At 47.4% G+C, this 20006-nt stretch carries 18 protein-coding genes; 9 read left to right on the top strand and 9 right to left on the bottom strand.

The genetic code is table 11. From position 1 onward, the window contains the following. Window positions 1-167 precede the first annotated feature (167 nt). Window positions 168-419 carry a hypothetical protein gene (locus MKY87_RS21470; RefSeq protein WP_047841868.1) on the top strand — a complete coding sequence of 84 codons (252 nt, stop codon included), beginning with the start codon at window positions 168-170 and terminating at the stop codon, window positions 417-419. 68 nt (window positions 420-487) lie between these two features. Here MKY87_RS21470 and MKY87_RS21475 read toward each other — a convergent pair whose 3' ends face one another. Next, a complete protein-coding gene (locus MKY87_RS21475) occupies window positions 488-1276 on the bottom strand; it encodes an S-layer homology domain-containing protein (RefSeq protein ID WP_047841869.1) in 789 nt (262 codons plus the stop codon). Window positions 1277-1501: 225 nt separating this feature from the next. Then, on the bottom strand, window positions 1502-2422 hold the full coding sequence (locus tag MKY87_RS21480) for an AEC family transporter (protein ID WP_339301704.1): 921 nt from the start codon (window positions 2420-2422) through the stop codon (window positions 1502-1504). 121 nt (window positions 2423-2543) lie between these two features. Between MKY87_RS21480 and MKY87_RS21485 the strand changes: the two genes are divergently transcribed. From MKY87_RS21485 to MKY87_RS21495, 3 genes are all read left to right on the top strand, one after another. Beyond that, window positions 2544-3059, top strand: a complete 516-nt coding sequence (locus MKY87_RS21485; RefSeq protein WP_340966120.1) for a mismatch-specific DNA-glycosylase — start codon at window positions 2544-2546, stop codon at window positions 3057-3059. Window positions 3060-3201: 142 nt separating this feature from the next. After that, window positions 3202-3777 carry an RNA polymerase sigma factor gene (locus MKY87_RS21490; RefSeq protein WP_062832928.1) on the top strand — a complete coding sequence of 192 codons (576 nt, stop codon included), beginning with the start codon at window positions 3202-3204 and terminating at the stop codon, window positions 3775-3777. Next, window positions 3755-5374: a hypothetical protein gene (locus MKY87_RS21495; protein WP_340966121.1), complete on the top strand. Its 1620-nt coding sequence runs from the start codon at window positions 3755-3757 to the stop codon at window positions 5372-5374. The genes MKY87_RS21490 and MKY87_RS21495 overlap by 23 nt, the downstream gene beginning before the upstream one ends. Window positions 5375-5607: 233 nt before the next feature. Here the strand turns inward: MKY87_RS21495 and MKY87_RS21500 are convergent, their stop codons facing one another. Together MKY87_RS21500 and MKY87_RS21505 are read right to left on the bottom strand one after the other, a co-directional pair. Next, window positions 5608-6669 carry a LacI family DNA-binding transcriptional regulator gene (locus MKY87_RS21500; RefSeq protein WP_340966123.1) on the bottom strand — a complete coding sequence of 354 codons (1062 nt, stop codon included), beginning with the start codon at window positions 6667-6669 and terminating at the stop codon, window positions 5608-5610. A gap of 137 nt (window positions 6670-6806) precedes the next feature. Further along, complete coding sequence (locus MKY87_RS21505; RefSeq protein WP_157116059.1) at window positions 6807-6974, bottom strand: hypothetical protein; 168 nt, start codon at window positions 6972-6974, stop codon at window positions 6807-6809. A 69-nt stretch (window positions 6975-7043) separates the two neighbouring features. Here MKY87_RS21505 and MKY87_RS21510 point away from each other — a divergent pair, with 69 nt between their 5' ends. After that, window positions 7044-8363, top strand: coding sequence for a glycoside hydrolase family 125 protein (locus tag MKY87_RS21510; protein ID WP_340966125.1), 1320 nt, complete (start codon window positions 7044-7046; stop codon window positions 8361-8363). Between the two features lie 343 nt (window positions 8364-8706). Here MKY87_RS21510 and MKY87_RS21515 read toward each other — a convergent pair whose 3' ends face one another. Together MKY87_RS21515 and MKY87_RS21520 are read right to left on the bottom strand one after the other, a co-directional pair. After that, on the bottom strand, window positions 8707-9762 hold the full coding sequence (locus tag MKY87_RS21515; protein WP_340966127.1) for a Gfo/Idh/MocA family protein: 1056 nt from the start codon (window positions 9760-9762) through the stop codon (window positions 8707-8709). A 48-nt stretch (window positions 9763-9810) separates the two neighbouring features. Beyond that, a complete protein-coding gene (locus MKY87_RS21520) occupies window positions 9811-10698 on the bottom strand; it encodes a sugar phosphate isomerase/epimerase family protein (protein WP_289391380.1) in 888 nt (295 codons plus the stop codon). 129 nt (window positions 10699-10827) lie between these two features. Between MKY87_RS21520 and MKY87_RS21525 the strand changes: the two genes are divergently transcribed. Next, on the top strand, window positions 10828-11724 hold the full coding sequence (locus tag MKY87_RS21525; RefSeq protein ID WP_340966129.1) for an AraC family transcriptional regulator: 897 nt from the start codon (window positions 10828-10830) through the stop codon (window positions 11722-11724). A gap of 256 nt (window positions 11725-11980) precedes the next feature. Here MKY87_RS21525 and MKY87_RS21530 read toward each other — a convergent pair whose 3' ends face one another. Then, entirely contained in the window at window positions 11981-12664 is a 684-nt protein-coding gene (locus MKY87_RS21530) for a serine/threonine protein kinase (RefSeq protein WP_340966132.1), read from the bottom strand. Between the two features lie 514 nt (window positions 12665-13178). Between MKY87_RS21530 and MKY87_RS21535 the strand changes: the two genes are divergently transcribed. Continuing rightward, entirely contained in the window at window positions 13179-14096 is a 918-nt protein-coding gene (locus MKY87_RS21535) for a PD-(D/E)XK nuclease family protein (protein WP_036606467.1), read from the top strand. A gap of 166 nt (window positions 14097-14262) precedes the next feature. On the opposite strand, the gene ald is transcribed toward MKY87_RS21535, so the two are convergent. Then, window positions 14263-15396 carry an alanine dehydrogenase gene (ald, locus tag MKY87_RS21540; RefSeq protein ID WP_340966133.1) on the bottom strand — a complete coding sequence of 378 codons (1134 nt, stop codon included), beginning with the start codon at window positions 15394-15396 and terminating at the stop codon, window positions 14263-14265. A 189-nt stretch (window positions 15397-15585) separates the two neighbouring features. Between ald and MKY87_RS21545 the strand changes: the two genes are divergently transcribed. Further along, window positions 15586-17256: a PucR family transcriptional regulator gene (locus MKY87_RS21545; RefSeq protein WP_340966134.1), complete on the top strand. Its 1671-nt coding sequence runs from the start codon at window positions 15586-15588 to the stop codon at window positions 17254-17256. A gap of 59 nt (window positions 17257-17315) precedes the next feature. Here MKY87_RS21545 and MKY87_RS21550 read toward each other — a convergent pair whose 3' ends face one another. After that, entirely contained in the window at window positions 17316-17606 is a 291-nt protein-coding gene (locus MKY87_RS21550; protein WP_338591651.1) for a hypothetical protein, read from the bottom strand. A 315-nt stretch (window positions 17607-17921) separates the two neighbouring features. Between MKY87_RS21550 and MKY87_RS21555 the strand changes: the two genes are divergently transcribed. Beyond that, window positions 17922-19991 carry an nSTAND1 domain-containing NTPase gene (locus MKY87_RS21555; RefSeq protein ID WP_340966135.1) on the top strand — a complete coding sequence of 690 codons (2070 nt, stop codon included), beginning with the start codon at window positions 17922-17924 and terminating at the stop codon, window positions 19989-19991. The last annotated feature ends 15 nt before the right edge of the window (window positions 19992-20006 follow it).

Genomic DNA, 20006 nt, shown 5'->3' on the forward strand with positions numbered 1-20006 from the left:
CGGTGTTAGTAAGCCTAACGACTCATTTCGGAGAATCTTTATATCAGGATATTTAATTTAGGTATAACTAACTTAAGTCCTATATCCTTCCCCTAGAATCTGGGTAATAATTATAGTAGGCAAGTGATTAATGGAATCTCATAACGTAACGATAGGGGGTAACCTGTATGGCATCCGTGATTCTGCTGGTGAAACAGACGGAGGACGATGAGAAGGTTATTTATCGATTCGGACCGAATGAGCGAAAGATGGGGCTCATTGAGATGAATAAGATCAAGGAAAGTGTGAGGGAACTGGAACCTGTCCAGGTGGATGGGGTAAGCCCGAGTTTTTTCTTTAACCGAGCCGCGCAGCGACTGGTACGATGTTTATTCAGGGAAGGCGGCAAGTTCCCGGAACGAACGACGTTTGAATCATAGTACACACTCGTTAAAATAAAACACTCTGTATCCCATGTTGTAGACTGGATACAGAGTGTTTTTAAGTTCTATTTGCTTGAATATTTTTTAAGTGTACCATCTGCTTGTAAATCGAGATATAACCTGTGAAGAATAGTTGCTGCTTCTGCTCTTGTTATTGTTTTTCTGGGATTAAACAGGCCTTCATTTGCTGTCATTATACCTTTCTTTTGTAAGGCTGCGAGACTGCTACCAACCAAAGCTGAGTGATCATCACTAAGTTCCAGTCCTTCAAAAAGTAACGGGTAGACCTTATTGGTCCCATCAACTTCATAGTTAAAGCGTCCATCTTTCAAATGTTCATCACTATACTCGCGTTTGGGGATATCCTTCATCGTGTGTAGAATGTCGTAGACTTCTTGACTGTCATCAATCTCATCGTATAAGACAGGTAGCAGGTTTACTACTCCGATACGAGTGAGCTTGTTATCAGGATAGAAGTAGTTGTTTCCCTTCTTAATGGCATATGTTGAATATGTAAACTGTGAGAGTGCTTTGGATGTGGAACTGTAAGCCCAGTGACTAGCAGGAACATCTTTAAACTTTCGAGTTGGCATGTCATCGTTCGTTATGTATTTATTAAATAACTGTGAAAACATCGTGATGAATTCTGCTTTGGTCACACTATTATCGGGTTTAAATGTGCCATTTTGGTAACCTTTGATTATTCCCTTCTTACTCATAAATTCAATGGATTCGATAGCCCAAGAGTGTTTGTTTTGGGTGACATCCTTGAAGGTGGAACCTTTGGCACTGGCAGCTGTAGAGCCTGCGATGAGAGATGACAAGAGGAACATGATGATAACTAGCTTTTTCATGCTGACTTCCTTTCTAAATGTAGATTCAAATTTTGGAAACTCCTAAATCTTAGCATAATAAATTTCGAGCGTATACTTATTTCAGGGAATAAAGGGACTATTTATCTATTCTAAAAAGGGTGGTGTGGCATTTGCTTAATATAATGAATGAAAAAAGACCCATCTCCACAATGTGAAGACAGGTCTTTCCAAGAAAGATGTATATATTCGTTACATATCTAAATTTCAGAACGTTTTGGCATAAGAGATCAGTGCCGTAATTGTGATGATATTAAGCAACGTTGAAATCAGCACCGTCTGGGCTGCAAAATCGGGTTCGTTATCGTATTCTTCCGCCAGGATGGATGCGTTGACACCGGTTGGCATACCCGAAGCGATAATGAGTGCCTGTGCAGCGATACCTTCCAACCCAAGCAGTAGCACAATTGAAATCCCGATAGCCGGGCCAATCAGGAGACGCAAAAATGTGCTAATATACACATCAAGACGGTACAGTTGAATTGGATATTTTACAATCTGTGCCCCGAGTGTCAGAAGCGCCACGGCAACCATACTTTGCTGCGCATAGGTCAGCGGCATGGACAGGAATGTAGGCAAGGGAACCTTCCACATGTGGAACAGAATCCCCAGCAAGAGCGCATATGGAACAGGCATTTTAAGAAATCCAATAATCACCGCACGGTAATTACCTTTGAGCTTCGCGCCCTGAATGGACAACACGCCATAGGTGAATGTCAGTAATGCCTGCAAAGACATGACCAGTGCCTGAATGGAAGAGGCGAGTGGATCGCCGCGGAATACCAGTGCATTGATGGGCAGTCCATAGTTGCCTGCGTTATCCAGCATAATGCTGTTGTTGAAGGCAGCCTTCATGCCTTTATTCATCTTAAGTGAACGCGCAAATACAGAACCTACAATATAGAGAATCAATACATATATCGCGTAAAAGAGTGTCACGGTCCCAAGCAGTTCGCCCGACATATCCGAGTGGTACATGCTCATAAAGACGGCTGCGGGGGTAATACAATAGAAATTGATTTTGGCGAGTGTGTACAAGTCCAGCTTGAACACCTTTTGCATCCAGGACCCGACGGCGATCAGGAGAAAGACGGGCAGGACGACTTCAAGCATGATGTCTGCAATCATTAGTTCAGCTTCCTTTTTCATGAAAATTTCAATCCGATTTCGAAAATGCTTTGCTCATTATATCATTTTATACACAACCGAATGTGTGAATTGGCTAAAAAAGATCAGGAGGGGTTGCATCATGATTCCAGATCATCTGGATGTTGGTTTATCGATATTGTTTATTGGTTTCAATCCGAGCATTACGTCTGGAGAGACGGGTCATCATTATGCTTACAAAGGAAACCGGTTCTGGCGCATCCTTGAACGGTCGGGATTAACCCCGCGTTTATATGATGCACAAGAGGATGGAGAGTTGCTGAAGCTGGGATATGGATTCACGAATATTGTGGCCCGTCCCACCAAAGGTATGGAGGATATTACGAAGGAGGAGTACGCAGAAGGACGACAGGTTTTACGGCAAAAGCTGGAGAAATACCGACCGGACATCGCCTGTTTTGTCGGGAAAGGCGTATACACCCAGTACAGCAAGCGCGCCAAAGTGCAATGGGGATTCCAGGACGACCCGGTCGTCAATGAAATTCAGGAGTTCGTCGCTCCGTCGTCCAGTGGACTCGTGCGCATGTCGATGGATGAGATTGTGGCGATCTATTCACAGCTTGCTGATTTTGTCACGGAGAAGAACAGGGAAGATTAAGAGGCAAGTAAGCAGAGTTCACCCAGTCGGCTTTGCCGATAAGGGCGAATTCTTTTTTTTGGATAAAGTGAGAGGTTTCGGGAACGGCTTCCGTCTATATAGTACAGAACCATGCATGGAAGCTGTAGAGAAGGGGGATTACATGACTCAACAGATACCGGAGGAGGAGCTTATTCAGCGCATTGTTGCAGGGGATAAGCAGTTATTCTCCGTGCTTGTGGATCGATATAAAAATAAAGTCTACGGCATCATGCGCGGAATGGGCGCGAGTCATCCGGATGCACAGGATCTCGCTCAGGATACGTTCATTCGCATCTATCGTTATCTCCCGTCGCGGCGGGAGGGAAGCAGTTTCTCGTCGTGGGTGTACACCATTGCGGTGAATCGGATGCGGGATTTTATACGGGAAAAGAAACCTGTGATGTCTCCGGTCGATCAAGGGATCGAACCTGTCAGTAATGAAACACCTGAAAAGCGTGTGCTACACAAAGAGATGCAGCGTGAAATATACCGACAGCTCGAACAGTTACCTGAATCGTATCGCCTGGTGTTATTACTGAAGTACACAAACGAGTTGAGCTATGAAGAGATTGCAGACATTACAGGCATGAGTTCAACCAAAGTACGAAACGCCCTTTATCGCGGAAAAAAAACGCTGAGGAAGCAAATGGAACGCAAAGGAGGTTTAGCTACGTATGAAGCCTATTTCAAGGGATGAAGATCGGTTGTGGGAGGAGCACCTATACCGTGAGGAGCCAGATGAGGATTTTACGCTTAAGGTCATGCAGAAGCTGGATGGCGTGTCCATGGAACGTGACGAAGATCAGTATCCATTCGTGAAAAAATCCATGAGAGCGCATTGGATGCGCCGGACGGGAATTGCTGCAGCGGCAGTTGTGATTCTTGCTGGAGGGGCCTGGTTGGCTTTTGACCGTACAGCAGAGCCGGCGCAACCCACGGTAAATGCTGTAGATCAGCGGCTTCCCGACATACCCGTACCAGAAGAGATAAGATCTGCTTATCTGACGGACGATTACAAACGTCTGAAACCACTTGATCTTGTAATTAACCCGAATATTCAAATTCTAGATCAGGGGTATACGCTCAAGATTAGCGATGTCCTAGTGGATCGTTCACAAATTATTATTATAACAGAACAAAGCGACCCTAAAGGCAGCGCGATACCGGCTGTTTATCTGGATGCGGGAAGAATTCATGTTACAGATGAAAAAGGGAACAGTGTTGCTTCCATGGCTGTAGATACGAGACTTAGCAGTGGGAAGTATCAAAGGTTTGTATTCCAACTGAATGATGATATTCCAGATCACGTATTTGTACGGGGGGAATTAAGTTATATAAAAATCCCTGATCATTATAATCTTGATACTGGAAAAATTACACCAAGTAATACAACGGTGGATTGGAGCTTCCAATTCAACTTCGATATGACCAAAGCCAAATTAATGGCTGTTGAAGCTCCCATGGACAACACCTATACCACTCCTGATGGCTTGAAATTGGATATGACACAGCTTGTACGTACGCCAAATGGGACCCGACTTGACATGAACATCAGTCTGGATGATCAACTTCGTGCCAAAGTCGGAGAAAATTGGGCGGACGATATGGATTTAATGTATCATATCGAAATTCCAGAAACGAATGAGTATCGAATTTTTAACGAGAACAGACCCAATGCCCGTCAAGCCAAATTTCGGTTCCGAGATATGAGTAAACTGAGTGAGAATAATGATGGTCAGATGAGGTTTTCTGAGACATGGGACCCTGCTTATGTTACGGTGGATGCGAAGAAGATTCGCTTTGTCCTCGATGGCTACACCATCCCGGTGTGGGAGGAGAAGTCCGTGGAAGTGGATTTGGAAAAGATGCGTAAGAATGCTGAATACTACACCTACGTACTACAGTTTGAACAGTTTGGAGATGAAGTTTTATTTTCCAAATACAATTATTGGCCAGTGCAGCAATCATTAAAGCTGCCTGAAAGAAACTTTGAAGGGACCTCTTCTCTTGTTTTGGAGGGCTCAGGGACTTTTCAAAATGATATTAATGGAGATCAATGGGTGGCTATAGATCATGAAGGAAGGGAGTATCCCGTTGAAGTGATGGGAACTACGGATCAGCCTAATAAAAACGAAGAATACATCGTAGGTGATCTCAGGTTGATTATCCATGGTTTTAAAAAAGAAAATGGAACGAAATTCACTTTGAAACGAACCGCAGTTAACCGAGAGTTCCGTGATGTAAATTGGGAAGTGGACCTTCCATCGTACAGTAGCCTGCCTTGGCTGAAGTAACTATTAATATCATTTTATACTCAGCCATGCAGTAAATGAAGCTTCGAATGGATGATATAAGGATTGATCAACTGATTTAAGTGTGGATGTATAGAGACATATAAGCGTATAAGCCTAATATACGAAAAGGCCCTGCATAATGGTATGCGGGGCCTTTTTCGTATGCACCAGATTTACCGGGACAGCATGTACCTAACGAATCCATCTTCAAAAGAGTGGTTACCCTTTCCGAATTAGGCCGATTCCCTTGGAATCAACGTAGTTGATAACATAACCGTTTCTTTCGGTGTCCCCGGGCGTTCGATCCGGCGTTGCAAAGCCTCTACGGCTCGCTGTCCAAGTTCCTCTTTGCACAGGTTAACCGTGGTTAGGGGCGGGGAAGACGTAACTGCGGAATGTACATTGTCGATACCGATGACAAGGCAATCTTTAGGTGTGGAGATACCGATCTCCTGTAGTTTGTGCATCCATTGCAAGGCGATATCATCATTAACACCGATCCAGGCGTCAGGACGTTCGTTATCTGGCATGTTTTGAATTTTGGTGGCCAATTGGTTAACCCATTCCCCGTTCTCATACGGAATATTCCATTCTCTGAAGCTGGTCGTATGACTGGTGTCCACATGGAAATGGTTCAGGGCCAACTCAATCCCGATCTTCCGCTGCGCAAAGCTGGCAGCACGACCATCATCTGTGATGAGGCCAATCCGTCGGCAATTCATAGACATTAGATATCTAGCCACAGTGATGCCAGCTTCCAGATTATCATGGCTGATCGTATCACAATTCAGCAGGGGTTCCTGATGATCTACCAAAATAATAGGCCGACCCGTCTGAGAGAGTCGTTGCAGAACCGTATGCGGGAAAGCCCCCATGACAATAATCCCGGCACAACGTTCCCAGTCCAAGTGAGGAGCAATAGCTTTTTCGGGAGAGGTGTTCTCGTCCGTCACTCCGAGTGAGGGAGATACAATGGCATGATGCCAACCACGCTCATTACAGGCGGAGATCATGCCTGACAGAACACGTTGCCAGTAGTGAGGTTCACCGCGGTTGATCTGATTCATGCATATGAGAGCAAACGGTGGATCGGAAGGATCCGCATGGTTTGCGGCAGCAGGACTGTTGGTAGCACCAGGAGTACTTTGGCGATATCCTAAAGCCCGAGCGAGTTCGAGTACCCGTGCGCGTGTCGCTTCACTGACACCCGTCTTGCCACTGAGTGCGCGGGAGACGGCATATTTGGATAATCCGAGCTGGTCAGCCAGCGTCTGAATGGATACTTTACGTGACATATCATTACTCCTTCATTTGACGATCATCTTCTGACACAGTACACTTACAAATAATAATGTTATTATAATTTATCATAACAAAAATAACAATATAAATTGGAGTGCTAGATCCAATCTATATATGTTCATCTAAACATTTACACGATAACGGAGAGGGCAGAAAAAACTGAAAAAGCGAAGCTAAAAGCTTTCGGCAAGAAAGCTGCATCGGAAGCATAAACTTCGCCTTTATCACCGGATTTCCCCTTGAGAAAGGGGATCGAAAAAATCTGGGGATAACAGCGATTGGAGAGTTGTTCTGTCATCGTAGTGCCAGTGTAAATAATCTTTTGTCAACTTATACATAAAACCTCAATTCAAAGGAGACAACATCCATGGAACAGTTCAGATTACCGAAAATCCCTATGCCACATCTGGAATTACCGCAAGCTGTGCAGGATATTCTGACTGAAGCGGACGAGCGTTTGCAACATCGACCGAGGTTGCTGGCTCAATTTCGCAATTGTTTTCCCAATACGCTGGAAACGACTACAAAGCTGCTCGATGATGGAACAACCTTTGTAATTACAGGAGATATTCCCGCCATGTGGTTAAGGGATTCCGTAGAGCAGGTCATGCACTATGTTCCACTTGCGAAGAATGATGAGAAGTTGCAGCGTATCATTGGAGGGCTGATCAAACGTCATACGTTCTACGCTGATAAGGATATCTATGCCAATGCGTTCAATGAAACAGCGAATGGATGGCATTGGGATGCCAATGATGAGACGGAGATGTCACCTTGGGTATGGGAACGGAAGTTTGAGCTGGATTCCCTTTGTTTCTCCATGAAGCTGGCTTATACATATTGGCGGGAGACGGAACTTACGGATATATTCGATGAGCGCTTCAAGAAAGTGATGGAGAATATCGTACAACTATGGGAGACAGAACAGCATCACACAGAGCAATCACTTTACCGGTTCATGCGTCGCAATTGTCCAGCCCATGATACGCTGCGTAATGAAGGATTGGGTATGCCCGTAAATTACACGGGGATGATCTGGTCCGGATTTCGTCCGAGTGATGATGCTTGTGATTTTCATTATAATATTCCGGCGAATATGTTCGCTGCGGTAACCTTGCGCCAGATGGGGGAGATCGCGAAGTGGGTGTTCCGGGATGAACAACTGGTAAGCCGGATGGCTCGTTTGGAAGAAGAAATACGACACGGTATCTCTCTGTACGGTACTTATCGTCATCCAGAGTATGGGCAGATTTATGCCTATGAGACGGACGGTTACGGAAACTTTTGTCTAATGGATGATGCGGGCACACCTGGACTCATGTCTATACCGTATATGGAATATGCTTCGATTGAAGACAGGGTGTATCAGAACACACGTCGATTTATTCTGAGTAAGGAAAATCCGTTCTATTATGAAGGGAAGGTAGCCAAAGGTATTGGCAGCCCCCACACCCCTCCGGGATACATCTGGCACATGGCGTTATCCATGCAGGGCTTAACCGCAGACAATGACGAGGAAATACTGGCGATGATTGAATTGCTGGAAAGTACGGATGCGGGTACCGGATATATGCATGAAGGCTTCCACGCCGATGATCCCAACACGTTCACCAGACCATGGTTTGCCTGGTCCAACAGCCTGTTCTCGCAGTTGGTGTACAAGGCAATGAAAAAAGGAATTCTATAAGTGACGTAGTTCAAAAAAATAATTGCTCAATGCCTGCAAAGTGGCCGTTCCGGTTACGAATCGTTCTTTTGATCGCTGTTATCCCCGGATTTCGACTTTTTGTAAAGTCGAAATCCGGGGATAAGCGTATGCTTCCGATGCAGCTTTCTTTCAAAAAGCTTTTAGGCGAACGCTTTGCTTCTTCAGAATCGATTTCGTTCCCTGCACTACTTTTACTATCGAGCACGACTGTTTTTGAACGATATCATTTTTAGAATAGGAGAGTAGGTAAAAAAACAACAAAGCCCAAACTGCAAAGTTCAGCAGTTTGGGCTTTGTTTAGTTGAAAAACACAGGCGCTTTGCTATGTGTTTTTCAGCAGGTCAGCGATGAACACTTTCTGTCCTGTGCGTGCGCTTTCCAAGGATGCGAGGACCATAGCCATGCTGAACTGGTTATCACTGCAATCGGTTTCAGGCAGTCGGCCGGATTCCAGTGCAGCGAACATGTCTTCTAGGCAGCCATGGTGTCCTGTTTTCTCCATGATTGGCAGTTCCGCTTCAATCCGCTCGCTCGGCTGGAAAAAGGATGGTTTGCCGTCAGCATCCAGGTTTTGCGCAACAACTACTTCAGCATAGATGTCATCATGACCATCCCAGATGGCGGTTCCCTTTTCACCGATTACACGCCAGCTTGCTTCCCATGATGTGGCTACACCTTCTGCGCACCAGGATCCGCGATAGTTGAATACGGACCCGTCAGACATCTCAAATATACATAACGCCATCGCATTGCCCTGATACCAGGAACCTGGAGGATTGAACTCATGGCAGTATACCGATATCGGGTTGGCTCCGAGAATATACCGTGCCTGATCAAATGTATGTATCGCCATATCGAGCAGCAGCGGACTATCCATCAGATCACGGAATCCGCCGAAGTGTGGCCCGAGGAAGAAGTCGGCTCCTGCGTAACCTACCTGCCCTATAGCCCCGCCGGAAATGAGGTGCTGGTAGGCGCGGATACGCGGATCGAAACGACGATTCTGCATGACGGCTTGAATGTGTCCTGTGCTGCGAGCGGTTTGCACAATGTCTGTGCATTCGGAGAAGGACTCTGCTAGTGGTTTCTCGCCAAATACATGACATCCTTCCTTCAAGGCTGTCATGGCAATGCCGTAATGACTCGCCGGAATCGTGACATCGAATACGATATTCGCGCCAGTAAATTGAATGCCTTCACGGATATCGATGAACGTAGGGCAGGTGAGGCCATGTCTCGTAGCAAAAGTAATGGCTGTCTGTTCATACAGATCGACCAGTCCGACGATTTCTGTATCCGGCCTTTGCAAGGCATAGTCCGCCCACGTGTTTGCCATAGCACCGCAGCCAGCGATAATTACCCGATAAGGATGAGTCATGTTCTCATCTCCTTCGTATGGATTGTGTTATACAGCTCGCTTGGTTTCCTATACCGGATTGGGCACAAAATCGCCGCCGCGGCATTGTTTCAAATATCGCAATGCATGCACCTGTCCGGTCATTTCGAGTTCGTCTTTGTAGACGGGATCATGCCAGCCTTCAATATCAATCGTGCCCTGATAACCGTTCTGGCGCAGAATGGTGATTATGTCTGCCCAGTTGTTATCCCCGAAGCCCGGAGTGCGGTGCCAGACAAATTCCCGTGGGCCGTGCACGCCGTATTCCTTGACAATATCCCAGGCAATCGTGGCATCTTTGCCATGGACGTGGAAGACTTTATGAGCCCATTTGCGTAGCTGTGGAATAGGATCAATCAGGCTGGACATTTGATGGCAAGGCTCCCACTCCAAGCCGACATTTTCATCAGGAACAGCATCAAACATCATCTCCCAGGCCGTTGGGTTATGTGCGATGTTCCAGTCGCCTGTCTGCCAAGTGCCTCCCATATCACAGTTTTCAAAAGCAATCCGTACACCCCGGTCTGCTGCCCGGCGTGCCAGTTCACCAAATACTTCCTTGAACCGGGGGATGGACTCGTTAATGGGTTGATCGGTCAATCTTCCAGTGAACCCGGAGACGATATCTGCACCGAAGAGCTGTGCATTATCGATCACTCGCTCCCAACTTGCCAATGTATCGGCGTTGTCTCCGGCTCCTGTGAGCGGGTTACCAAATACACTCACCGCGGAGATGACAATACCTTGTTCGTCCACGATTTCACGGACACGTTTGGCTGTCTCTGCCAGGTCCAGATCACCAGTTGTTTGCCAGAAGGTCAGGTTAAATGATTCGAAGCCGTGTTGCATGATCTGCGGGATAACGCGGACGGCGTCCTGCCCGCCTACAAGGGTACCGATGCGTAATGATTTATTCATGGTTGTATTTCACTCCAATATTGGCTTATAGTACTTCGTGACACACTCATTATAGCCGTGGATTAACGGGATGGCTCTAAACAATCTTGTGTAATAATAGTCGGATCTTGTGAAGAGGGGGAAGCAGTCGTGCTGGATCTGAAAGCGCTTCACGAAAATACCCGAATTGACCATAAATCACATCCATTTCAGCTGTTCCAAAATCGGTGTTCAGATATGAAAGCTGAAGAATGCATTTTGTATTTGCATTGGCATGAACATTTTGAACTGATTGTTATGCGCAAGGGCAGTGCGCTGTTTCATATTGATAGCAAACCTTATGTAGTTCGAGCAGGTGAAGTCATCATCATTCCTGGAGGCACATTGCATGTTGGATATGCTCTGGATGAGGGGGATGTGCATTATGATTCCGTTGTAGTTAACCGTGCACTGTTCCATGATTTCACCCATGATCCTGTGCATGAGCAATATGTCGCGCCGTACTTGGAAGGAAGAGTCAGATTTCCGGTCAAACCGGCAGAGGAAAACACAGCCTGCACAGGCTATTATTCTTTGCTGAATGAAGCTGTGGAGGAAATGGCGTTACAGCCCCCGGCTTATCAGCTCGTGGTGAAGTCTAAGCTGCATGCCTTATTCACCCTGCTTGCGCGAACATTTATGCCGCAGCAGCTACCGGATAAAACGGTCGGATCGTATTTTCCCAACCGCGAACGTTTCAAAAAGTTGATTGCACAGATTGAAGCGGATCCCACAGGTAAGATGTCTGTTACGGAAGCGGCAAGTCATGTGGGATTGAATGCGTATCACTTCTGCAAAATGTTCAAAAAGCTGACCGGACGTACTTTTGTGGAATACGTGAACGGTTGCAGGATGAGTGAGGCAGAGCAACTGCTGCAAGGCAGTAGCCTGACCATTACAGAGATCGCCGCCAGAGTTGGCTGCGACAATGCGAACTATTTTACGAAGTTATACAAACAATACAAGGGTATGACCCCCTCGCAGGGACGTGGAAGAAAAGAAGGTTGAGCACGACCAGTTTAGCAATAGTCTCGAATAAAATGTCCATAACGAAGGTTGTGACCCTAAGTAACTTGCAATCACAAATGTGAGTAGAAGTAGAAGTAGAAGCAGAAGCAGAGCACACAGCAGTGGTTACCGTAACAATAATCATACGCATACGCACATATACAAAGAATAACCCGGATAAAGGCCTCTTCAAGGCTGTTATCCGGGTGGTTTTGATTCAATAATATTAAGACAATCATCTATGTGTACAACGTGCTTATTTCATAAATCTGGAGAACAGACGATTGGCTTTCTTGGCGAGGTCGTCCATTTTGATGTTGGCATGATCGAACTGATTGTATCCCCATTTGATCGTTTGCAGCATGCGTGGAGATATGGGTGTTCCTTTGATGCGCGGATAGATGTTGTGATAGGCCCAGACAAGGTGCTCCCAGCGATTGTCATTGCCGTCCTGAATATACTCGGATACGTCAATTACTTTCCCGCGTCCGTTCTGAAGAATTACATTTTTCAGATGAATGTCGCGAGGGTTCAACCCGCGGCTGCGAACGGCTTCTCGCGCTGCGTCCACATCGAGCATGACCTGCTCGGGGACGGGGATTCCTTTTTCCAAACATTCCAGCAGCGTATCCCCGGGTTCAAAACTGATCACAAGTACATTCCGGCCGCTGCCGTAATAGGTAGGGAAGTATGGCAGACCTTTGAGCTGCTCGTATACCTGCTTTTCATTTTCGAGTTTGTCCAAGGCATGATCCGAGTACATCTTCAAGGCATACTGCGGCAAGCCGTCATACGTAAATACAGCCGCATCCGTACCTGTGCCAATGCAATTTAAACCTTCTACATCGCCGATGATGTTCACGAGCTCATTCCGGTCGCTTCCGATGACTTGGATCTGTTGTAATGCTTCTTCCGCCTGGAACCAATCCGGTCGATTCATGGGTGGTGCCTCCTTTTAGGATATGCCTGTACAATTTTTTTTCATATAATCATTTTCTAACGAACGGAGTAAGTCTTATTTCACGAAAATCGGCAGATCTGAAAATGTAACGAATCAGAGACACGCTATTGGCTCATTTGCTTGCAATAAACACGTTCTACAATCGAAATAAGACTAATTAGCGTGTCTGGGGTTCGTTAGATTCCGTAAAACCTCATGATCCATGTGATAAGGTGTGTGAGATTCGTTAGCGCCGGGCCCGCACTGGCCCCGGGCTAGACCCGTACCAGCATCCAGGTCCCGGATTCGCTGCCCTCTATGAAGTATATTAAGCGTTCTGCTCCGCAATTTCATCTTTTGGTGATGTTACTATATAAACGATACGGATCGAATCGGAAACGGTTGCGTCAGAAGAAAATAACGGAAGCGCGCTTGCGGCAAGGTTGCCCGGGCTTTATACTGTGAGCATTAAGGGATCTCATACAGATCCGGCATACAGAAAGGCAGATTACTTATGGCACAATACCCGCAGTGGTCTTATTCGCAGTCGCGGGCGAGTATGTTCGATGAGTGCCTGCGCAAATATTATTATCATTATTACGGTGCCCATAACGGCTGGAAGACAGACTCTGCTGATGAGATGCAGGTTCGTCTGTACCGTCTGAAGCAGCTCAGCAATCTGTATCTTGTCTTCGGAGACCTCGCGCATCGGATGTGTGAGTCGGCGGTACGCAGCAGAGAAGAGGGCAAAGATAAACCGCGTGAACACTTTCTGGAACAGACCATACGCAAGCTGCTGAATCAGGCGTATGTGGAATCGATGGACGCGGATCAGTGGCGGCTGAACCCCAAGAATCGCACGATGCTGTCCGAGATTTATTACGGGGATGATACGTTGAATGACCGGATCGCCACGATTAAGGAGCGGGCTTCGGCCTGTGTCAGTAACCTGTACCAGACGCTTACGTGGGAGGACTTGTCCCGGGCAAGTACAGACATTCTGGAGATCGAGAAATGGGATACCATGATGCTGCACGATACACGCGTGTATGTGAAGATGGATTTATTGTATCGGCGCAGTAACGGCAATATTGTCATTGTGGACTGGAAGACCGGCAAGGAAGATGACTTCTCCGATCAGCTAATGTTGTACGCATCCTATGTAAGAGAGCACTACCGGGTTCCGTTGGAACAGATTGAGCTGCGAGTGGAGTACCTGTTAACCGGAAAACACCGAGAGTTTACAGCCACAGAAGAGGATATCCGGAAGGTGGAGGAGAACGTGGGTCGTTACATCGAGGAGATGCGATCCTGTGTTGAGGATGAATACTATAACCGTCCAAAGGACGTCACCTACTTTACAGCGATGCCTTCCCACCGGTCCTGTCGGGATTGCAACTTCCGCGAAGTTTGCAGTGAGCGAGCAGTCTGAAGCGCCAAAACCGGAGCAACCTAAAGGCCTTATACCAACTAATGAGTTATTTCATATGTGAAAAAAACAAGAAGCGCAAGCCGGGAACATCATCTGCCCGACTTGCGCTTCTATTACGTTCCACAGACCTGGCGACAAGGCGCCGGGTGGAACGATCGTATCAAGATTACTGGACAGCGGCGGTATTCTCCAGCGCCTGACCTGCAGGAACATAGGCATGCCCGAGATCCCGGGCAACCGCCTCATACGTGATGTGTCCATTCAGCGCGTTGACCGCGCTGCTAATGGACGAACTGCCGCGAATCGCGGCGGCTGCACCATGGTTGGCCAGCTGCAGCGCATAAGGCATGGTGGCGTTGGTTAGCGCCACCGTGGACGTACGCGGCACGGCGCCCGGCATGTTCGCCACCGCGTAATGCACGACGCCATGTTTCACATAGGTCGGTTCATCGTGGGTTGTGATATGATCAATGGTCTCAACGATCCCGCCTTGATCAATCGCGACATCCACAATGACCGAACCCGGTGCCATCGTCTTCACCACTTGCTCGCTGACAAGCGTTGGCGCCTTGGCGCCCGGAATCAGCACCGCACAGATCAACAGATCTGCCGCCGCAACAGCTGTTGCAATGTTGGACGGGCTGGATACCAGTGTGTGGATCTGATTGCCGAAGATATCATCCAACTGACGCAGACGATTCAGATTCAGGTCAAGGATGGTCACATCGGCGCCAAGACCAATAGCAATTTTGGCTGCATTTGTTCCCACCGTTCCCCCCCCAATAATGACCACTTTCCCCCGACTGACGCCTGGTACACCTGACAAGAGAATGCCCTTGCCACCTTCTGTTTTCTCCAGTAGCTGTGCTCCGATCTGGGAGGCCATACGGCCTGCAACTTCACTCATGGGGGTTAGCAGGGGGAGAGCACTGTTGACCTCCAACGTCTCATACGCAATAGCCGTTACCCGACTTTTAATAAGGGCTTTGGCAAGCTCCGGTTCTGCTGCGAGGTGCAGGTAGGTGAACAGAATCAGTCCGGGACGAAAATATCCATATTCACTGGCAAGCGGTTCTTTCACCTTGATGATCATATCGGCCTCGGTCCACACTGACTTGGCATCCATCCGAATCTCGGCTCCCGCAGCTTGATATTCATGATCCGTGAATCCACTGCCGATCCCCGCGCCTTGTTCAATCAGTACCTGGTGACCGGCTCTGATGAAATCAGCAGCCCCGGCCGGAGTCATTGCTACACGATTCTCATTATTCTTGATTTCTTTGGGAATTCCGATTCTCATCACCATGCACCTCGTCCATTTATTGGTTGTTAGCTTATACTACAAGTTTATGACTTGGATAATCGTTTTGCACCTTACTTAATGTCTAATCTTTAGAAATTGAACTCAACATATTGTCGAAAAAGACTGTTCAGGACATTTGTCCATGGATTATAATGTAAGAAAAAATAACACGAAGAGGGATCGCCATTGCAAAATGACCGTGTGTTTACGATCAAAGATATCCTTGCACGTCCGGTATTTGGCCGAGCACGACTAGCAGCAGGGAAGGATGGAGTGAACCGTCAAGTTGGCTGGGTTCATGTATTGGAGATTACCAATGTATCTCCATTCGTAAGCCCTCATGATCTTATTTTATCCACTGGACTGTGGCTTCAATCGGAAGAAGGGCGCGAAGAGTATCTGCTTCAGCTCATTGGCAGTGAGGCAGCGGGGCTATGTGTGGAGTTTGGTACCAGCATATACGGAATCCCGGAAGAACTGATTGAACTGGCGGACAGACACCAGTTTCCGCTGATCGTGTTTGAACAACCGGTCCGCTTTGTCGAGATCACACAGGATATTCACTCTCTGCTCATTAATCATCAGCATCAACTGCTGAAAAGCCTGGAAGCATACTCCCGTCAGCTTCAGCAACGAACATTACAGAGTACGGATATGTCTGCTGTGCTGAACCTGCTGCATGAGTACGCTGCCAAACCGGTGGTGTACATTTCGTCTATGGAGCCGGGCAGTTTTGTGCCCGAACTTGTTCCGGAGATGGAACAGGCCATCTATACCTGGTATGAGCAAGAGGTAGAACATCTGGATTTGAATGATTCAGATACCGAATTATGGTTCCACATGGACGAAGAGAAGGCTCTGTTGTGTCATCCGGTCGTCTGTTTTGGCCAGGTATTTTCGGCTGTAGGCATGATTGTGCATCCCGCAGCTCCAGTGGAATATCTCAAGCTGTTGCTCGATTATACGGCAAAGGCGGCGGCAGCGCTCACGCTTCGTTCCCAGTTTCTTGAAGAGAAGATGGTCCGCAATCAGAATGAACTGATCCAGGATCTGATGAATGGCAACATCCATCAGGAGGAACAGGCTCAGACCCGAATGGGGCTTCGTTTACTGGTGAAGGGACAGTATTGGTTTGCTGGAGGGGTTATAGAGATTGAGCATCGGTTGAAGGGTACAGGCCGGGAGCGAATGGAAGCGAATCATCAGGATGTTCTTGTCCTGCTGCGTTCCCTGCTCAAGATGAACAATCTGCCTAGCCTGATTATACTGAAGAACAATCAGGTATATCTGTGCTGTGCGAAGGAAGCGGTATCGGCTGCTGCACGTCATCAACTGCTGCGATTGCTGGAAGGGATTGCCCAGGACGTGAAACGGTTTGCCAGTCGTAACTTGAAGCAGGTTATGATCCATGTGGGATTTGGCAAGTTACGCAGCCGTTTGACCAGCCTGCCGGAGAGCCTTCAGGAGGCCTATCAGGTGATCGAAGTTTCGAGATCGGTAGATCCGATGGAACATGTTCACTTTTACGAACGTATGGGTATATATCAAATGTTAAAGGCGTTACCCCAATCCTTTCTGCAACCCTTTGTCCAGGATCACCTGGGTATGTTGATTGAACATGACCAAACGCATCACCTGCGATTGGTGGAGACTTTGGATGCTTACCTGCAGAACTTTGGTTCCAAGCGCGATGCGGCCGCCCAGTTATTTATTCATCGGCAAACGTTGTACAACAGACTGGAGAAGCTGGAAGAACTGATGGGTCCAGGTTACATGGATCAAGGGAGAAGAATCTGTCTGGAGATGGCGCTGCTCGCGCACGCGATGATCGAGAATGGACAGTGGCAATCCTCTTGATGAGGTGAAAGGGATGCAACACAGACTGTGCATCGATCTTACACTACCTTGTGCACAGTCTAGCAGTTTTTACTAATCCGCCGGGTATGTTGTAATGAAGCAGGCAGGCGTTGCAGGGTGGAAGTGGAGCGTCGGCCCCGATACAGCTTCGTTTGACCGGAGGAAGGTGCCAGTGATAATGAAGAAGGAGCAGCCAGCCGATACGGGGGTGACGACCGGTCGGGACGTCCTTCCTGTTCTGCTTCATTGTCCTCCATTGAAATGCCACTTTGGTGCAGCCATTCATTAAGTCGTTTGGGATTGATTCCAAGTTGTCCGCTCAGATTACAGATATCGAGGTTTATTCTCACACAAATCCGCCTTTCCTGGAATATCGGGCTGGTAGTAGGGTATGAAAGGGAAGCATGAATTCGAGATCAGTAAATGCTCATATGCATGTTGGCTGTGCTTGATCGGCGGAATGATTCATTAAGTTAAGAAAAAGCGTGGAGGCGTCTATATACCGTGTTAAACGTTTCCATGTCCGCTGTTTTGAATATTTACTATAAATTGGCTTTTAACAAGATTCTATCACTTCACACCCAATTGCGCGTCTCAATATAGTCTCAATTTTGTGAGAAAATAAAGTATATTAAAAGTACCAGTATCTAGTACGGAGGACATATATGGGAAACAGTAGTGAGGCTCAATACGACAAATATGTTGAGGATGGCAAACGTTTCATTGGTCGAGCCAAGGAACTGAAGACACTGGAGCGGTGGTTCAATCATCCGGAAGCCCCATTAACCATATTTTCAATTACGGGCATGGGAGGCATTGGTAAATCTTCCTTGCTTTCAGAGATGTTATCTGTCTCTCGGGATCGAGGTGCGACGGCAATCTGGATGGATGGTCGATCATGTGGGGCGACTCCTTCCGTTTTTATGGATTATTTGTCCTCTACATTAGGATTGGAAACAATGGATAGTGAAGGATACCCACGGCCATTGAGTCTGCTGAGAGACTCATCGATTGAGAAGAGATTGGTCCTGGCCGTGGATAATTATGAAGAGCTCGCTCTGTTAGAAAGCTGGTTCATGGAAGTCTTTGTATCCAAACTTCCGTTAAGAGGGATACTTGTCATTCTTGCATCACGCCCGGAACTGGCATCCACCTGGCGGACACATCCCCGATTACATCAGAGATTTATACAGATGCGGCTTCAACATTTTACAGTTGATGAGATTACGGAATACATCACGGTGGCAGGTTTTCTGAATCAAGGGATGGCAGGTACCATCACGAGAATGACCGATGGACATCCGCTGGGGCTGGCCCTTGCTGTAGAAGCTGCAGATCAGAGGAGGAATCTTCCGCAGTCCGAATGGGCTGAACTGTCACATATGATCAGTGCTCGATTATTATTGGAACTTACGACACCCCGTCTGCATCCCGTAGTGGAGGTACTAACACTGCTTGAGACAGCCAATCAGGAATTATTATCATCAGTACTGGATATGACCGTGACAAAAGAAGAGTACCACATGCTGAGACAGATGTCGTTTATCCGTTCCGGCCCGGATGGTCTTGCCCTGCATGATATGGCCAGAGTACATCTACTACGAGATTTTCGCCAGCGTGAGCCTCATCGGTTGCAGACCATGCGTATCAAGATTGTGAAGCTGCTGAAACCACTGCATGAGCAGGCGGGTCCACATGAGCGTCGCCAGATCGCCCGGAAGATGCTGTTGCTCTGTCAGGAATCCATGCTTCAATACCGCAAGTATGCAGATGTGTCCCGTGATTCCTTGTTCTCACCTCTTGAAACGATGAGAAGCGAGGATCTGCCCGTTCTGCACAGCCTGTTACAGCAATGGTGTGAGTACAGCGTGGAACCATGGCAAGCCGCATCCTATGGTCCCTTCCTGGATGAACTGGCACATCGTTATCCCGAAGGAATCGTATTAATGCGTGACAAGCTTGGGGAGACAATTGCCATGTTCATTACCATCCTTGTACATAGGGAGAGTAGTGAGTTGTTACTAAAATATTTTCCAAATGAGATGTATGAATGTTTCACACCACAGGAACTTGAGAATGACCCGGATCAGAGTGATACGCACTTTGCTTTGCTGGCTGCGGCAAGAGATGATGTGCCTGGTTATACACGAGAAGAACTGGTGGGATACATGGCACTGGATCGACTATCTCTACTGGGTGATGGTGCGCGAGCGATACTCGTTGCAACGAATCCTCATTTGAAACTGTTTTTGCAGAGCATTGGATTCCAGATGCGAAGAACCCGCACCCGTGTCTCTGACAGATTCGAGGACCGGGCGGACGTACTTGATTTGGATTTGCGTAGTGGGCAATTCGGAGAGTGGGTCATGTCTCTGCTTGATCCGGAATCAACAGAAGATCGTATACAGCCGGAAACAACGGAAGTGGATGGTGTAATCTGGACTGAACAGGATGTTCGCAAGATGTTGGGGGATCTTCGTTCCCCGGGAGAATTGCATGAATATGCTGGCAGGGTTAGAGGAGTAAAGGATGGAATCCAGTTACAGCTGTATGTCATGGATCTGTTGGAAGGCAGAGTACATGGCCTATCTCCACAGGATCAGATGCTGTTATACGCGGCCTACTGGACGCATGCTGGCAATCCAACTGCCGCAGCCCAGACGTGTTCCATGAGTCGGGCGACATTCTATCGCCATCTCAGAACAGCGCTGACTCGCTTGGCGCGGATTTTGTAGGGTTCTATTCGTTCA

Source organism: Paenibacillus sp. FSL R7-0198 (assembly GCF_038000415.1).
Lineage (GTDB): Bacteria > Bacillota > Bacilli > Paenibacillales > Paenibacillaceae > Paenibacillus.

What these genes read in the sequence shown, in the direction of transcription:
- MKY87_RS21470 (WP_047841868.1), top strand. Translation starts at nt 168, where the DNA reads ATGGCATCCGTGATTCTGCTGGTGAAACAGACGGAGGACGATGAGAAG.
- MKY87_RS21530 (WP_340966132.1), bottom strand. Translation starts at nt 12,664, where the DNA reads ATGAATCGACCGGATTGGTTCCAGGCGGAAGAAGCATTACAACAGATC.
- MKY87_RS21490 (WP_062832928.1), top strand. Translation starts at nt 3,202, where the DNA reads ATGACTCAACAGATACCGGAGGAGGAGCTTATTCAGCGCATTGTTGCA.
- MKY87_RS21520 (WP_289391380.1), bottom strand. Translation starts at nt 10,698, where the DNA reads ATGAATAAATCATTACGCATCGGTACCCTTGTAGGCGGGCAGGACGCC.
- MKY87_RS21535 (WP_036606467.1), top strand. Translation starts at nt 13,179, where the DNA reads ATGGCACAATACCCGCAGTGGTCTTATTCGCAGTCGCGGGCGAGTATG.
- MKY87_RS21495 (WP_340966121.1), top strand. Translation starts at nt 3,755, where the DNA reads ATGAAGCCTATTTCAAGGGATGAAGATCGGTTGTGGGAGGAGCACCTA.
- MKY87_RS21475 (WP_047841869.1), bottom strand. Translation starts at nt 1,276, where the DNA reads ATGAAAAAGCTAGTTATCATCATGTTCCTCTTGTCATCTCTCATCGCA.
- MKY87_RS21510 (WP_340966125.1), top strand. Translation starts at nt 7,044, where the DNA reads ATGGAACAGTTCAGATTACCGAAAATCCCTATGCCACATCTGGAATTA.
- MKY87_RS21485 (WP_340966120.1), top strand. Translation starts at nt 2,544, where the DNA reads ATGATTCCAGATCATCTGGATGTTGGTTTATCGATATTGTTTATTGGT.
- MKY87_RS21505 (WP_157116059.1), bottom strand. Translation starts at nt 6,974, where the DNA reads ATGACAGAACAACTCTCCAATCGCTGTTATCCCCAGATTTTTTCGATC.
- MKY87_RS21555 (WP_340966135.1), top strand. Translation starts at nt 17,922, where the DNA reads ATGGGAAACAGTAGTGAGGCTCAATACGACAAATATGTTGAGGATGGC.
- MKY87_RS21515 (WP_340966127.1), bottom strand. Translation starts at nt 9,762, where the DNA reads ATGACTCATCCTTATCGGGTAATTATCGCTGGCTGCGGTGCTATGGCA.
- ald (WP_340966133.1), bottom strand. Translation starts at nt 15,396, where the DNA reads ATGAGAATCGGAATTCCCAAAGAAATCAAGAATAATGAGAATCGTGTA.
- MKY87_RS21500 (WP_340966123.1), bottom strand. Translation starts at nt 6,669, where the DNA reads ATGTCACGTAAAGTATCCATTCAGACGCTGGCTGACCAGCTCGGATTA.
- MKY87_RS21480 (WP_339301704.1), bottom strand. Translation starts at nt 2,422, where the DNA reads ATGATTGCAGACATCATGCTTGAAGTCGTCCTGCCCGTCTTTCTCCTG.